The following is a 15645-nucleotide window of genomic DNA, read 5'->3' on the forward strand; positions in this document are numbered from 1 at the left end:
ATAATATTCTAAATACGATCAAATTAGCTTCGTATCAACGAACATGTCCTTTTGTAATATAAGTGCTAATTCTAAATCAAAATGTGTCTTTTGTATTGATTTAATCGGCACTAATCCCATTAAACTATTACAGCAAAATACTGCGTGAGCTGTTTTTATTTCATCTAACGTAATTTGAGATTCAATAAGTGCGATTTTTGATGACAGATATTCTCGATAAACACCTTTAATACCTGCTTGATCTAATTTAGGTGTATGCCACTGGCCATCGATATAACAAATTAAATTAGCAATTGAAGTTTCAATTACATTATCATTTAAATCAAGTACGATAGCTTCCGACCAAGATTTTTCGCTTAACTCCTGCTTTATCAACACTTGCTCTAACCTATTTAGCGTTTTCATTCCCGCTAAAAGCGGTTGTAAACCTAATTTGATACTAGACACCTCAAGCGATATGCCTTTTATTTTTAGTGCGTCATAATTATTGGGAAAAGGTAAAACGCTGAGAATTTGAACAGGGTTTTGCACTTCGGGTAAGCCATAACCGCGACCACCTGAACCTCGCGTAATCATTATTTTTAAAACGACACATTTTTGATTTAAACACAGTTGTTTAATTGACGCTTCTAATGCGATAAAGTCAATTTCAGGAAACCCTAGACGCTTTTGACATTCAATAAGTCTTTGCTTGTGAAAATGCCAATGTTCAACGGTTTCATTTACGACTTTAGCCGTCGTGAAAAAACCATCCCCATAACTCAACCCTCTATCTGATAATGGGATTGAATTTGAAGTATCATTATTTATTATTGTTTTATAGGTATTATTTTTTGTCATAAACATCGATATACAAAAAAGCCTGACATAAGCCAGGCTTTTATAAAATCTCTCTGGTGAGGGAATTATACCCTCAGAGACGATTTTTGTTTATATTTTTTTGAAAAGCAATGAACCGTTTGTACCACCAAAACCAAATGAATTACATAAAGTAAAATCTAGTTTAGCATCACGCGCAGTAAAAGGTACATAATCCAGATCGCACCCTTCATCTGGGTTATCTAAATTAATTGTTGGTGTAACTTTTTGATTCTCTAAAGCAAGAATACAAATAATTGATTCTACAGAGCCTGCAGCACCTAATAAATGACCCATCATAGATTTAGATGAACTGACCATAACGTCTTTAGCTGCATCACCAAATACTGATTTTATTGCTGCTGTTTCAGCTTTATCTCCGGCATTTGTAGAAGTACCGTGTGCATTAATATAACCAACTTGATCAGCGTTAACTTTGGCATCATTTAATGCATTTATCATAGCTCTCGCACCTCCAGAACCATTTTCAGGAGGAGAGGTCATATGATATGCATCACCACTCATGCCAAAACCAGATAGTTCAGCATAAATTTTAGCACCACGTGCTTTAGCTTGTTCATATTCTTCAAGAACGATTACGCCCGAACCATCAGATAATACAAAACCATCACGCTCTCTATCCCATGGACGTGAAGCCGCGGCAGGATCATCATTACGAGTTGATAATGCACGAGCCGCATTAAATCCGCTCATTCCGATTGGCGTACACGCACGTTCTGCACCACCGGCAACCATAGCATCAGCATCACCATAAGCAATCATACGCGCCGCATGACCAATATTATGCAGACCTGTAGTACATGCAGTTGCAATAGAGATATTTGGACCACGTAATCCATGCATAATAGATAGGTGACCAGAAATCATATTGATAATTGTTGCAGGTACATAAAATGGCGATAATTTTCTAGGACCACTTTTAAGCATTTTCATGTGGTTTTCTTCAATAAGGCCTAAACCACCAATACCCGCACCAACAGCAACCCCAATTCGGTCTGCATTTTCTTCAGTTACTTCTAAGCCTGAGTCTTTTAAGGCTTGTATACCCGCAGCAACACCATATTGAATGAATAAATCCATTTTTTTGGCATCTTTTTTAGGCATAAATTGTGTAACATCAAAATCTTTTATGTTACCAGCAAACTTAGTTCCAAAGTCTGACGTGTCGAAGTGAGTTATGATATTAATACCACTGTCACCATTTAATAAACCTTGCCAAGTAGATGCTACATCGTTACCTAACGGTGTTAACATACCTAAACCAGTTACTACAACTCGACGTTTAGCCACAGAATCCTCCGGGGGATAATTTAAATATTGGGGGGTTTAAATTTGATTAAATAATAATTTTTGTAAAAACAATTATTTAATTAACTTGGATAAAAAGTGATAGATACAATAAGGGCAGCTAACGCTGCCCTTAGAATCAACAAATTTGATTATTCAGTGTGAGCTTGAACGTAATCAATTGCAGATTGAACTGTAGTGATTTTTTCAGCTTCTTCATCAGGGATCTCAGTATCAAACTCTTCTTCAAGAGCCATTACTAGTTCAACTGTATCTAAAGAATCAGCACCTAAATCATCAACAAATGAAGCTTCGTTTTTTACTTCCTCTTCTTTAACACCTAACTGCTCAATTACAATTTTTTTTACGCGTTCTTGGATATCGCTCATTCTTCTTTCCTTTATTAAAAAACGCCACTGCGTTATTTTTCAGATTGTGGCGTAGTTTACGTTGCTAAAATCTCTGATTCAAGTATTTGCTTCGACTTTTTTTCTGGTCGAACCTGTTAAATCAGAATCTAATAGTTTATCGCTTATTTTAACAGCAATTTCAAGTGATTTTACTGCTAAATACAAATAAAATGTAACAACTTGTACCTAAAACGTCACAACTTATTTCTATAATCTCTGAAACTTAAATATATATTAAATGAAATTCATCCAATTTTTATTAAGTTCTAAATCATATACATACCACCATTTACATGAATAGTCTCACCATTCACGTATGCAGCAGCATCTGAAGCTAAATAAGTTACAGCTGCAGCAATTTCATCAGGATTACCTAAACGACCTGCAGGTACATTTGCAAGTGTTGCAGCTTTTTGATCTTCGGTTAACTCATCAGTCATATCAGTTTGAATAAAGCCTGGTGCAACGACATTTACTGTAATACCACGAGATGCAACTTCACGCGCCATAGATTTAGAAAAACCAATTACGCCTGCTTTAGCTGCAGCATAATTTGCTTGTCCAGCATTACCCATAGTACCCACAACTGACCCTATATTGATGATACGACCAGCGCGTTTTTTCATCATAGGACGTAAAACAGCTTTTGAAAGACGGAAAATAGAACTTAAGTTCGTATCTATAATGTCATCCCATTCTTGAACTTTCATACGCATTAATAAGTTATCGCGTGTGATACCCGCATTATTAACTAATACATCTAAATCGCCTAAATCAGCTTTGATAGCAGCTAATGTATCTTTAATAGAATCAGCGTCAGTTACATTCAAAGCATAACCTTTACCTGCTTCACCTAGATATTCACTGATCTTAGCGGCACCAGATTCACTTGTCGCTGTACCTGCAACAGTTGCACCTTGAGCAACAAGCATTTGTACGATTGATTTACCAATTCCACGGCTTGCGCCAGTTACTAAGATAACCTTACCGGTTAAAGAAAATAAATTACTCATATTTTTAAACTCTTTCTTATTAAAATGCTAATGCTTTTTCGAATGATGCGACATCATTAACTGATGCACATGAAACTGATTTATCAATGCGTTTTGCTAAACCTGATAATACTTTACCTGGACCAAATTCATAAGTCGTAGTAATGCCGTCTTTTGCGAACATTTGAACTGTTTCAGTCCATCTGACTGGACAGTATAATTGACGCACAAGAGCATCTTTAATCGCTTGTTCAGCTGTTTCAACTTTAACATCAACATTATTGAGCACTGATACTTCAGGTGTATTAAATGTTAAAGCGTTTAAATCTTTTGCTAATTTTTCAGCTGCTGGTTTCATTAATGCACAATGAGATGGCACACTCACAGCTAATGGTAATACACGTTTTGCACCCGCTTCTTTACATGCAATAGATGCACGTTCAACAGCATCTTTACTCCCTGCGATCACAACTTGACCAGGGGAGTTAAAGTTAACAGCGGAAACAACTTCACCATTTTCACTTTGCTTGCAAGATTCAATCACTGCTTCATCAGCTAAACCAATCACAGCTGCCATTGAACCCGTTCCAGCTGGCACGGCTTCTTGCATATAAACGCCACGTTTTTCAACAAGTTTTACCGCATCAGCTAATGAAACAACGCCCGCACATACCAGCGCAGAGTATTCACCTAAACTATGACCAGCTAATACATCAGGTTTTTGACCGTTTTGTGCTAACCAATGTCGGTAGATAGCAACACTTGCAGTTAATAATGCAGGTTGTGTTCTATGTGTTTCATTTAACTTTTCACTTGGACCATTTAAAACTAAGTCTGTTAAGTCATAACCTAAAGCTAGTGAAGCTTCATCAAATGTTGTTTTAACTTCTTCAGATGTTTCAAGTAACTGGGCTAACATACCAACAGATTGAGACCCTTGTCCCGGAAATAATATCGCTAATTTTTCAGACATGTTTTTATCCAATATATCTTGTTATTAATATTTAATACCAATCCCAATAAATATGTGATCAATCTAAATGGCCTAAATATACAATTACTGCGTTATTTTCAATCCCAATAGCCAGCTATTGCTCTATCAAACGCCTTGCCCTTGAAAATTTATCCTAATTTATATTAGCCCACTAACTTAATAGAATTGGTATAACTCATACAGAAACCAAGTAGCAATGTTCTTGATATTGCTCTTGTTCAATTAATTTCTGTAACAGTTTTGTTTCTTAAAAATATGACGTTGTTTTGTAAGAGTTAGTGCAATGTTCAATCGCCCTATTATAGAGAGCAGTTTTTCTATATCAGCATTTGGCCATATTTTGTTTGTGATATCTCTCCCGATAGAAAAAATGATTAAATGCATAAATCCCCTATTCGTCTGTATTTATAATCTCTTCGAATTTGTGCCGGATTTTTTCAGGAAGTTGACGTTCAACCTCTCTTACGGCTTCTTCGATTGCAGCTAAAAAGGCTTTTTTGGAAGCATTTCCATGACTTTTCACTACAATACCGCGCAATCCTACCAGACTTGCACCGTTATACTGGTCGGGGTTCACTCTTTTGTAGAGTTTTTTTAATACGGGGAACAATAAAAGTGCTAAAAACTTATTAAATAAGCTTTTGTTTAATGCTTTTGTTAGTTTATGAACGATTAGTTTTGCAATACCCTCACATGTTTTTAATGCAACATTTCCAGTAAAACCATCACATACAATGACATCGGCTTTACCTGTAAAAATATCATTACCTTCTGAATAACCAATATAATTAATATGGTCGCTAGATTGTAATAATTTAGCTGCCTCTTTAATGCTATCGTGGCCTTTTATTTCTTCGGCGCCCATATTTAATAGGCTTACTTTTGCATTGGTGATATTTTGAGCTTGCTCAGCAACCACTGAACCCATAACGGCAAATTGAAATAATACATCACTATCACAGGCAACATTCGCGCCTAAATCTAGTAAATAAACAGGTCTTGGGGTTTGAGTCGGTACCGTAGATATCAAAGCAGGACGCTTAACGCCTGGTAGCATTTTTAAAACGTAATGTGCCATTGCTAATAAAGCACCGGTATTACCCGCTGTTACACAAGCTTGTGCTCTACCTGATTTAACTAGATCAAGAGATACTCTCATGGAAGAGTCTTTTTTATTACGTAAAGCAAATGAGGGTAAATCATGATTATTCACAACTTCGGAACAATGTTCGATTTGAATTCTTGGGTGTGTTAAGGCTTCTAGTTTTTTAAGTTCGCAGCGAATTTGACGTTCATTACCGCATAAGATCAAAGTGAGATGATCTATTAACTTGACTGCTTCTACGGCAGCTGGAAGAGATGAACGGGGGCCGTAATCGCCCCCCATTATATCTAACGCTATGGTTAGATTATTAGACATAAAATAGTTTCCGTTAAGAAATTACTTTAACGCCTTTGTAATAACCATCTGCAGTTACGTGGTGGCGACGGTGAGTCTCACCTGATACTGCGTCAACTGTTAAAGTTGGGTTACTGATCGCGTCATGAGAGCGGCGCATGCCACGTCTAGAACGAGATTTCTTACTTTTTTGTACTGCCATAAGTCTTCTCCTAAGAATTTTTCTTAAGTTGTTTCAAAATATCAAATGGATTTGGTTTGTCATCTTCTTCATCAATTTCTCCAAAGCTTTGAGCTTCTTCAGAATAATGACAAGATGTCTCATCATGTTTAGGCACTATTGGAATCATTAATATTAATTCATCTTCAAGAAGACTATAAATATCAATTTCTCCATCTTCGTCAAGCTCAACCGGTTCATACCGCTCAGGCAAGTCTTCAGACTCAGCACCCATTTTAATCGGAGAATAAGCAAAGCTCATTTCCAAATCCAACCCTAAATCGTCATTACATCGCTGACACAATATCAAAGCTTTAGTTTTAACGTTACCGCTAATAACAACCAAACCTTGATGGTCTTCTTTGCAATGAATTTTTACCTCTATCTGTCCAACTAATGCCTTTAAAGCTTTTCCTAAACGAGAAAACTCAGTTTGCTCAATAAAACCATCATAAGATAGTTCATGTTGTGCAGATTTTGCAGGATTAATTTTTACAGGAATTTTTACCTTTTGCATAGGGGCAGCATCTTATAGATAGTTAACTGTATAGTCAAAATAAAAATGATACTTTCCTTTGCATTTCGTCTGTTAGCGACATATTCTGCTAAAAAAGTAATCGGATTAAATAAATAATGACTCCAAAGCTTATTTTAGCCTCTACATCACCCTTTCGTAAGAGCCTTTTAGAAAAATTTAATATTAATTTTTCTGTCGCATCTCCAAATATTGATGAAACGCCTTATCACAATGAAACCGCTTGCTCACTTGTTGAACGGCTTTCAATCGAAAAATCAAAAGTTCTAAAACAGCAATTTGATTCTGGTATTGTGATCGGTTCAGATCAAGTCGCTTTATTTGATAATAAAATACTAGGTAAGCCTCACTCTAAAGAAAAAGCAATTGAGCAGTTATCAAGTTTCAGTGGACAAAAAGTCACTTTTTTAACCGGCCTTGCACTTTATAATGTAACAACAAATGAAACTGTAAGCACAGTTGAACAATATCAAGTGCAATTTAGAGACTTAACAGCTAAGCAAATTGATACATATTTAGATATTGAACAACCTTACAATTGTGCAGGAAGTTTTAAAAGTGAAGGCTTAGGAATTTGTCTATTTGAACGATTTATAGGGGATGATCCAAATTCTTTAGTGGGATTACCTTTAATTGCATTAAATAGATTATTGTTACAATGGGATATCGATATTTTAGACCATCAAAAATAAAACTCCTTCTAAGGAGTTTTATTAGAAAATCGCTTTTCGAAAAAACAAACCATAAAAATGATGTAAAATAAACTGAGCTTTAGGACCCTGTAAATAGCTTCAGTTTATTTTCCTCGCAAAAGCCCTCATAAAAATTTTATAACAAATATTGCTCTAATTGTGAAAAGCCATCCACAATTGCGACAGGTTCATATGTAGCTAGCTCATCACGTTCACCAACGCCAAATGTAACACCTATACTATCCATACCTATATTTTGTGCCATTTCAAGGTCAAGTGTGCTATCTCCGATCATAACAGCCTCAGCAACAGCTAATTGTGTATGGGCTAATATTTGGGATAACATTTGTGGAGAAGGTTTAGATTGCGCTTCATCGGCACTTTGCGTAAAAACAAAATAGTCCGTTAACCCTGTCAAAGATAATAACCTATCTATCCCTTGTCTGCTTTTACCTGTGGCTATCGCTAATTGACAACCATTATATTGCAATTTTTTAAATAAAGCCTCTACCCCATCAAATAAAGGTGTATCAGTGCTATCTTCATTTACAAATTGTTTTTTATATTCCTGCATCAGCGTTTGATGAAGCGCTTTATGATCAGGAAACAGCTTATCCATTACGACCGGCAAACTTAATCCGATAATCCTTTTAGCTTTACCATCACTCGGTACTGGTACCAGATGTATTCGGGCAGCAGATTGTAAAGATGAAACAATACGTGCAATGGAGTCCATTACAGTACCGTCCCAATCAAAAATAACGAGTTTATATTTCATTATCTGTTTTTCTTTTATTCACTTCTTGTTTTAATATTCTAATTGTTTTAATTAATACATTATCAAGAGGCGCCTCTACTGTTAATCTTTCTTCAGTAATAGGATGTGTAAAAGTGAGATCATGAGCATGCAAAAATAAGCGATTTAATCCTTTTTCACGCATATAAGCGTCAAACCCTTCATCACCGTACTTATCATCACCCGCAATAGGATGACCAGCGCATTGTGTATGTACACGAATTTGATGTGTTCTACCCGTAACTGGAGATGCCTGTACTAAAGTACATTCAGTAAACCTTTGTAATACTTTAAAACGCGTATGAGATGCTTTACCTTCTTCTTCATCAACACGTACTATTCGCTCACCTGATTTTAAGGTGTTTTTTCTAAGGGCTGCTGTCACATTTTTAACTTTAGTTTTCCAACTGCCATCAACAAGCGCCCAATAATTCTTTTCCATGGTTTTTTCTCTAAGTTGTTCATGTAACCCTTTAAGTACTGAACGCTTTTTAGAAATTAATAAACAACCAGAAGTATCTCTATCAAGTCTGTGAACGAGTTCCAACGCACGCTCATCAGGACGTAAACTTCTCATTGCTTCTATCAAACCATAACTTAGGCCACTGCCACCATGAACAGCCATACCTGTTGGCTTGTTGATCACAATAAGGTATTTATCCTCAAAGATAATCGCATTTTCTAAATTAGCTATTTTATCTAAGTTTTTTGGTACAAACTCTTCTTTCTCAGCAATTCTGACCGGGGGAATACGAACATAGTCATCAATTTGCAGTTTATATAATGGTTTTACCCGCTTTTTATTTACACGAACTTCACCTTTGCGCAATATTTTATAAATTGCACTTTTAGGCATGCCTTTTAACTTAGTTAAAAGGAAATTATCAATTCTTTGACCATCATGGTCTTCCGTAATAGTTACAAAAGTAACCTTGCTTCCAATATTTTCTGACGGTTCTGTTTTTTCAGACATTGTATAATCACTGATTTGAGTAATAATTTAGTTGCTAACAGACTAACAATAATGGGATAATCCCAATGTAAATTGCCTGTAAAGCAGGAATTTTGGTGCTTTTTTGCCAAAGCAGATACTGTGCTGCACACTCCGGATAAGCGATCATACAGATTCAAACTCTGTTTTCCAAAGATTTTATAGATATCTGGTTGTCATGTGCCTTTAAATTGCGTTGATGCGAGTAATATATCAACAAGAGATTTAACGCAGCTGCTGCAAAAAGCGAATGTAATGAATATGTCATCTACGCTCAAGAGATCATATCGTTCAGCAAAGATCCCCTAAAAACCGAATAATAAAATTCAGGTTTAGGGTGAATAAAAGTAATTCTTAGGTTAACCCAATCGTGAGATTGCACTATAAGCGAAAGAAAAAAGACTGGACGGATATTGATAAGCTCAGATCAGCGAGAGACTTTAAATAATAAATAGAGTAACAATATGAAACGTATGCTAATCAATGCTACGCAGCAAGAAGAAATGCGCGTAGTACTGGTTGACGGGCAACAACTTTACGATTTAGATATCGAGAGCCCAGGTCACGAACAGAAAAAAGCCAATATTTATAAAGGTAAAATCACACGAGTAGAACCAAGCCTAGAAGCTGCATTTGTAGATTACGGTGCTAACAGACATGGTTTTTTACCACTAAAAGAGATTGCAAGGACTTATTTCCCTAAAGGATATACTTTCAAAGGTCGCCCAAGCATCAAAGAGGTGATTAAAGAAGGTCAGGAAGTTATCGTTCAGGTAGACAAAGAAGAACGTGGTCAAAAAGGTGCTGCTCTAACAACTTTTATCAGTGTTGCAGGTAGTTACTTAGTATTAATGCCTAATAACCCAAGAGCTGGCGGTATTTCTCGTCGTATCGAAGGTGATGAGCGTACTGAATTAAAAGAAAGTTTAAGTCGTTTAGAGTTACCAAAAGGCATGGGACTAATCGTTCGTACTGCTGGTGTTGGTAAATCATTCGAAGAATTAAACCATGATTTAAATTCTTTAATACTGCACTGGAAAGCCATTCAAACTGCTTCTGAAACAGGTCCTGCCCCGTTTTTAATTCATCAAGAAAGCAATGTTATCTTCCGTGCAATCCGTGACTACTTACGCCGTGATATTGGCGAAATCATTATAGATAAAAAATCTGTTTTTGAAGAAGCAAAATCACATATTGAGCGCTTCAGACCTGACTTTATGAGCCGTGTAAAGCTTTATCAAGGTGAAGTGCCTCTTTTTACACATTATCAAGTTGAAAGTCAGATTGAATCAGCTTTCCAACGTGAAGTGAGACTACCTTCAGGTGGTTCAATTGTAATTGATCCTACCGAAGCCCTTACTTCAATCGATATCAACTCCTCTAAAGCAACTAAAGGAAGTGATATTGAAGAAACAGCTTTAAATACTAACTTAGAAGCTGCTGATGAGATTGCACGTCAATTAAGATTACGAGACTTAGGTGGATTAATTGTTATCGATTTTATCGATATGACACCGCCGCGTCATCAACGCGAAGTAGAAAATCGTTTAAAAGATGCAGTACGCCCTGATCGCGCTCGTGTTCAAATAGGCAAAATTTCACGATTTGGTTTACTTGAAATGTCGCGTCAACGTTTGAGACCTTCTCTTGGTGAAGCAAGCCAACATGTATGTCCGCGTTGTAATGGTCAAGGTACAGTGCGCTCAAATGAGTCTTTAGCACTTTCTATCCTTCGCTTAATTGAAGAAGAAGCATTAAAAGACAATACAGCTCAAGTAAATGCGCTTGTGCCTGTTGCCGTAGCCGCTTACTTATTAAATGAAAAACGTAGAAGTGTACGTGCCATTGAAAAGCATCATGATTGTGAAGTGATCATTATTCCAAATCAACATATGGAAACGCCGCAATTTGAAGTACAACGTTTAACAAGTGATAACAGTATAGAAACTGTTAGCTTCAACCAAATTCAAGCGCCTAAAAAGGCAGCACCAGAATTTGTTAAAGCTAAAACAACAGTTAAAGAACAGCCTGCATTACAAAATGTTGTTATTTCTAAAGAAAAAGCACCGGTACAACCAACTGCAGCGTCAACACCTTCTGAACCAGGTTTACTTATGAAATTGGGTAACTGGCTAAAATCTTTATTTAGTCCTGAACCTGAAGTTAAAGAGCCGGAAGTTGTAGCTGAAACTAAACCTCGTAATAAACGTCAATACGATAATAAACGCCGTAATCCGCGTAATCGTAACCAACGAAATAAACAAGGTGATGACAGCGTTAAATCAACAACTGAGAATAAGCGCCCTAATCGCGATAAAAACGATTCTAATGAGAGCCGCGACAATAAGAATAAACGTCGTCATAATCAAAATAATCGTAAACCTTCGCCTAGTGCACAAGCTCAGAATGATAATGCTAAAGCAGAACCAAAAGAGCAACGCGTAAAAGAGCGTCGTCAACGTCGCAATACACGTAAAAAAGTACGTGTACAAGAGCAAACTGAAGTAGCGACAAATACACCTACTGAATTAAATGCTGTTGATGTTAATGCTCAAGTAGATGCAACTGTTGTTGAAACTGCTAAAGTTGAAGCTAAAGATATTAAAGTCAGCCAAAAACCTGTTGCTGCAAATATTAAGGTTGAAGAATCTAAATCTGAGAACAAATCGGATGAAGCTAAACCTGTAGATGCTGAAGTTGAAACAACAAACGAAGATAAAGAGCCTAGAACACGTTCACGTCGTTCACCTCGTCATTTACGTTCTGCAGGTCAACGCCGTCGTAAACCACAAGATCAAGGCGAAAATGCGATAGAACTTGAAACAACTGAAGCACCTGCATTTGTTCCCGTAGCAGATCAAGCAATGGCAGAACAAAGTATTGCTGAAGCTACAGTTGAAAAACCTGTAGTTGAAACGCCTGTAGTTGAAACCCCTGTAGTTGAAACGCCTGTAGTTGAAACGCCTGTAGTTGAAACGCCTGTAGTTGAAACCCCTGTAGTTGAAACACCTGTAGTTGAAACCCCTGTAGTTGAAACCCCTGTAGTTGAAACACCTGTAGTTGAAACCCCTGTAGTTGAAACACCTGTAGTTGAAACGCCTGTAGTTGAAACGCCTGTAGTTGAAACACCTGTTGTTGAAACGCCTGTAGTTGAAACGCCTGTAGTTGAAACGCCTGTAGTTGAAACGCCTGTAGTTGAAACGCCTGTAGTTGAAACGCCTGTAGTTGAAACGCCTGTAGTTGAAACGCCTGTAGTTGAAACGCCTGTAGTTGAGACGCCTGTTGTTGAGACGCCTGCAGTTGAAGCTAAATCGAAAGAACAGGCTACAACGCTTTCTTTTGGTCACGCAACGGCGCCAATGACTACACCAGTATCAATTGAACTTGATACGTCAAGAGAATTACCAAAAGCAATGCCAGATGATTTACGTCCAGCAGTTGCAGTAAGTACTCAAGCGTGTGGTTCAATTGCTCCAGTAGGTCATGCACGTTCTGAAATGACAGTGTGTTAGACATAATAAAATTACCTCATAGTTTGCTATGAGGTAATTTAAATTCTCATAAAAAAAGCTTCAAATTAATTTGAAGCTTTTTTTAACTACATTATTTCAATAATTAATTGTTTTCAGATAAGAACTTCTGTAATTGATCTTTTAAGTTAGGCGGCACACCTTGGATCGTTAATGTATCAGAGTGTTCATTGTAATGGATGCGTTCACCTAAATGTTTACGCTCAAAACTAATGCTTACACCTGCTCCCATTCCTGAGAACTTAACCATGCTAGTTACTGTCTTTTTATCTACAGGAAAGCTCTCTTCTAACTCATAACTTTGCTCTTTATAAAAAGTATCAAAATCTACACCATCACCTTTACTGATTGTTTCTGATAAAGTATCAACTTGCGCGTCAGACCCTGTCGTAACACAGTCACTACAATAATCAAAAACCTGCTTACGTAAATCAGTTTTCTCTTGTTTATCGTACTCTTGTTCACTTAAGTAGTCTTCTACAGCTTCAAGCATGACGGCACTTTGTTGCTTAGCGTCAATACCTTCTTCACAACCTAGAAAATCTAAAAAGAAATCCGCTACTTTTCTACCTGCACGCCCTTTAATAAATGAAATATAACGATTCGACTCTGGATCAGCAGACCATTGTTGTAAATCAATTCTGGCAGCTAATTGCATTTTACTAATGTCTAAATGTCTTGAAGCTGCTAAATCTAATTCGGATGTAATAGAGTAATGATCTTTAATATTGACCATAGCAATTAGCATATAATCAGTTGCAACATATTGATAATGACAAAAAATTAAATAGCCAGTTTCATTAAAAGCATATTTATTTAATTCTTCCTTTAATATTTCCGTTGCTTGCTCCGTCATATTCCAAAAATGTAAATCACCCATGCGGTAACTTTGCATAGCAGTTGCTACCGTACCATTTTTCTCACCGCTAAAGCCACAAAACCCTTTTCCAGGTTTACCGTTATAGGCGTGATGAAGTTGCTCAATAAAAATATTGACCTTATCATTCACTATCATTTCATCATTTCTTAAATGAATTTCAATTTTTTCGTCTTTTTTGTCGACATAATGAACGACTAGCTTTTGAACTTCAGTTGTCATCTTTGTTTTTTGCGCCTCAAATGTTAATATTCAGGGAATTTTTTTTATAGTAGAATTTTTAATGCCAATTCAATCAAAATACACCAATAAAGAAGTAGAAGTTATCATTGATGAACTGATCAATGTACTCTCTTCTCATAATGCACCTGTCGATCTTAGCTTAATGTGTTTAGGTAATGCTATCACGCATATCGTAAAAGAGCATGTTCCTGAGACACAGCGTGCAGAATTAACAAAAAACTTTGCTAATGTGCTAACTCAATCTATAAAATAATAATTATATAGTTTAATTTCTCTATATTAGCTAATTATCGGTAAATAAATGAATCTATCTGCACAAAGTCCATTTTCATCTAAAGCAAGTCAATTATTAAGTTGGGGCCATTGGTTTACATTTGCCAATATTTGCTTAGCTTTAGTTATTAGTCTCGCCTATTTGTTTGCCGATACAAGCCCAGATACAACCATGGGCTCAATATATATGATACTAACTTGGTTAGGCCATGTGGGCTTTATAACCTTCTTAGGATTTGTTTTAACCATTTTTCCTTTAAGTTTAGTTTTCCCCTATCCTAGACATATACGAGGTATGGCAGCCATACTTGCAACCTTTGGCGCATCTTTAATGGCCTTTGATGCTTATGTATTTTATAACTTAGGTTATCATTTAAGTACCTCAGCTTTACCACAGATTATTTCTTTGGTGTGGAACACAATATCGGCCTCCCCTATTATCGCAACTTTTTCAGCGGGCACTTTAGTTTTAACTGTACTTAGCTTTGAATTAATCATCAGTAATTATACTTGGAAACACTTAAATAACTTAAAGAAGCTCACTTTTGGTAAAATTTTCACCGGTATATTATTAACAAGTTTTACTTTAAGTCATACAATACATATTTGGGCAGATGCTAATTTTAAATTTGATATAACAAAGCAAGATAATATTTTACCTTTATCTTATCCCACTACGGCAAAAAGCTTGTTAGCTAAAAATAATTTGCTTGATTTAGAGCTCTATAAACAAGTTAAAACTAAGCAACTTGCCACAACCAATGCAGCATATTTACTACCAACAAATGTCAAACAATGCCCAGAAAAGTTGTTGCCACTTACTGATATTTTAATATTTGAAAATGATGCGCAGCTAGCGCGTTTTTTGCAAACTCAAACTAAACCACTTTCAAAAGTTGATTTGTTCTTGCAGCCAACATCACATGCGGATTCGGTATTTAACTTAATCTATGGCTTGCCTGCATTTTATAAAAAACCGATTCTATCTCAAAAAACAGTGCCCGCCTGGCTGACAAATCAAGGAATTAATGTATCTGGGTTTGAAGACTATGAGTTCATCCCTAAAGATGAAAATGCCGCTATGCGGATCATTGCAGCTAATTCAGATACAAATGTCCGAAATGAAGCGAAACATGTTATTGCTTTTGCATTAGCTTCAGAGCAAAAAATTCCTATTACTGTTAGTTCTGTTTATATCAATGATGCATCACTTGCAGATAATGCTGATTTATTACAGCCAATGGATTTACTTGCGACTGTTTTAGGTCAATACTGGTCATGCGAAACCTTAATAAAACAAACGCTCATAGGTAGGAATATTTATCAAAATCATGACGATTCAGGCATAAATTATACTCAAGGCGTATTTGTTGCTTATAAAAAAGATAAAATAACCTTGATTGAAGCCGATGGATCGTATAAAAATATATCTGCAGCACAAGGTTTTTTACTAGATAATAACTTTGACGTACCATTTTTAGTTGAAAGTATAAAAGAGTTGAAACGCTTTATAGGTAAATAATACAA

General features: G+C 36.3%; 15 protein-coding genes. 4 read left to right on the plus strand and 11 right to left on the minus strand.

Annotation, left to right across the window (positions count from 1 at the left end):
- Nucleotides 1-18: 18 nt before the first annotated feature.
- The 8 genes from pabC to yceD all read right to left on the minus strand — a co-directional run bounded on the left by pabC (nucleotide 19) and on the right by yceD (nucleotide 6698).
- Nucleotides 19-840, minus strand: a complete 822-nt coding sequence (gene pabC, locus PSA_RS12800; protein WP_231665252.1) for an aminodeoxychorismate lyase — start codon at nucleotides 838-840, stop codon at nucleotides 19-21.
- Between the two features lie 90 nt (nucleotides 841-930).
- Nucleotides 931-2169 carry a beta-ketoacyl-ACP synthase II gene (gene fabF, locus PSA_RS12805; RefSeq protein WP_042143967.1) on the minus strand — a complete coding sequence of 413 codons (1239 nt, stop codon included), beginning with the start codon at nucleotides 2167-2169 and terminating at the stop codon, nucleotides 931-933.
- Nucleotides 2170-2318: 149 nt separating this feature from the next.
- Entirely contained in the window at nucleotides 2319-2555 is a 237-nt protein-coding gene (acpP, locus tag PSA_RS12810; protein WP_042143965.1) for an acyl carrier protein, read from the minus strand.
- 287 nt (nucleotides 2556-2842) lie between these two features.
- The gene (fabG, locus tag PSA_RS12815; RefSeq protein ID WP_042143963.1) at nucleotides 2843-3589 is read right to left on the minus strand and encodes a 3-oxoacyl-ACP reductase FabG; all 747 of its coding nucleotides are present in this window, start codon (nucleotides 3587-3589) and stop codon (nucleotides 2843-2845) included.
- 19 nt (nucleotides 3590-3608) lie between these two features.
- Complete coding sequence (gene fabD / locus PSA_RS12820; RefSeq protein WP_042143961.1) at nucleotides 3609-4541, minus strand: ACP S-malonyltransferase; 933 nt, start codon at nucleotides 4539-4541, stop codon at nucleotides 3609-3611.
- Between the two features lie 412 nt (nucleotides 4542-4953).
- Nucleotides 4954-5982 (minus strand): phosphate acyltransferase PlsX, encoded by a 1029-nt coding sequence (gene plsX, locus PSA_RS12825; protein WP_042143959.1) that lies wholly within the window; start codon nucleotides 5980-5982, stop codon nucleotides 4954-4956.
- Nucleotides 5983-5995: 13 nt separating this feature from the next.
- A complete protein-coding gene (gene rpmF, locus PSA_RS12830) occupies nucleotides 5996-6163 on the minus strand; it encodes a 50S ribosomal protein L32 (protein WP_042143954.1) in 168 nt (55 codons plus the stop codon).
- Nucleotides 6164-6173: 10 nt separating this feature from the next.
- On the minus strand, nucleotides 6174-6698 hold the full coding sequence (yceD, locus tag PSA_RS12835) for a 23S rRNA accumulation protein YceD (protein WP_042143952.1): 525 nt from the start codon (nucleotides 6696-6698) through the stop codon (nucleotides 6174-6176).
- A gap of 116 nt (nucleotides 6699-6814) precedes the next feature.
- On the opposite strand from yceD, the gene PSA_RS12840 reads away from it, so the two are divergent.
- Nucleotides 6815-7408, plus strand: a complete 594-nt coding sequence (locus tag PSA_RS12840) for a nucleoside triphosphate pyrophosphatase (protein ID WP_042143950.1) — start codon at nucleotides 6815-6817, stop codon at nucleotides 7406-7408.
- Nucleotides 7409-7544: 136 nt separating this feature from the next.
- Here the strand turns inward: PSA_RS12840 and PSA_RS12845 are convergent, their stop codons facing one another.
- Together PSA_RS12845 and rluC are read right to left on the minus strand one after the other, a co-directional pair.
- Nucleotides 7545-8186: an HAD-IA family hydrolase gene (locus tag PSA_RS12845; protein WP_042143949.1), complete on the minus strand. Its 642-nt coding sequence runs from the start codon at nucleotides 8184-8186 to the stop codon at nucleotides 7545-7547.
- Nucleotides 8176-9177: a 23S rRNA pseudouridine(955/2504/2580) synthase RluC gene (rluC, locus tag PSA_RS12850; RefSeq protein WP_042143947.1), complete on the minus strand. Its 1002-nt coding sequence runs from the start codon at nucleotides 9175-9177 to the stop codon at nucleotides 8176-8178. Before rluC ends, PSA_RS12845 begins: the two co-directional genes overlap by 11 nt.
- A gap of 482 nt (nucleotides 9178-9659) precedes the next feature.
- On the opposite strand from rluC, the gene rne reads away from it, so the two are divergent.
- Nucleotides 9660-12707, plus strand: a complete 3048-nt coding sequence (rne, locus tag PSA_RS12855; RefSeq protein WP_059364920.1) for a ribonuclease E — start codon at nucleotides 9660-9662, stop codon at nucleotides 12705-12707.
- Between the two features lie 103 nt (nucleotides 12708-12810).
- Here rne and yejK read toward each other — a convergent pair whose 3' ends face one another.
- Complete coding sequence (gene yejK / locus PSA_RS12860; protein WP_042143934.1) at nucleotides 12811-13824, minus strand: nucleoid-associated protein YejK; 1014 nt, start codon at nucleotides 13822-13824, stop codon at nucleotides 12811-12813.
- Between the two features lie 61 nt (nucleotides 13825-13885).
- Between yejK and PSA_RS12865 the strand changes: the two genes are divergently transcribed.
- A complete protein-coding gene (locus PSA_RS12865; RefSeq protein WP_042143931.1) occupies nucleotides 13886-14098 on the plus strand; it encodes a DUF1414 domain-containing protein in 213 nt (70 codons plus the stop codon).
- 48 nt (nucleotides 14099-14146) lie between these two features.
- A complete protein-coding gene (locus PSA_RS12870; RefSeq protein WP_042143930.1) occupies nucleotides 14147-15640 on the plus strand; it encodes a DUF3413 domain-containing protein in 1494 nt (497 codons plus the stop codon).
- The last annotated feature ends 5 nt before the right edge of the window (nucleotides 15641-15645 follow it).

Origin of the sequence: Pseudoalteromonas sp. '520P1 No. 423' (genome assembly GCF_001269985.1) — a bacterium.
Taxonomy (GTDB): Bacteria; Pseudomonadota; Gammaproteobacteria; order Enterobacterales; family Alteromonadaceae; genus Pseudoalteromonas.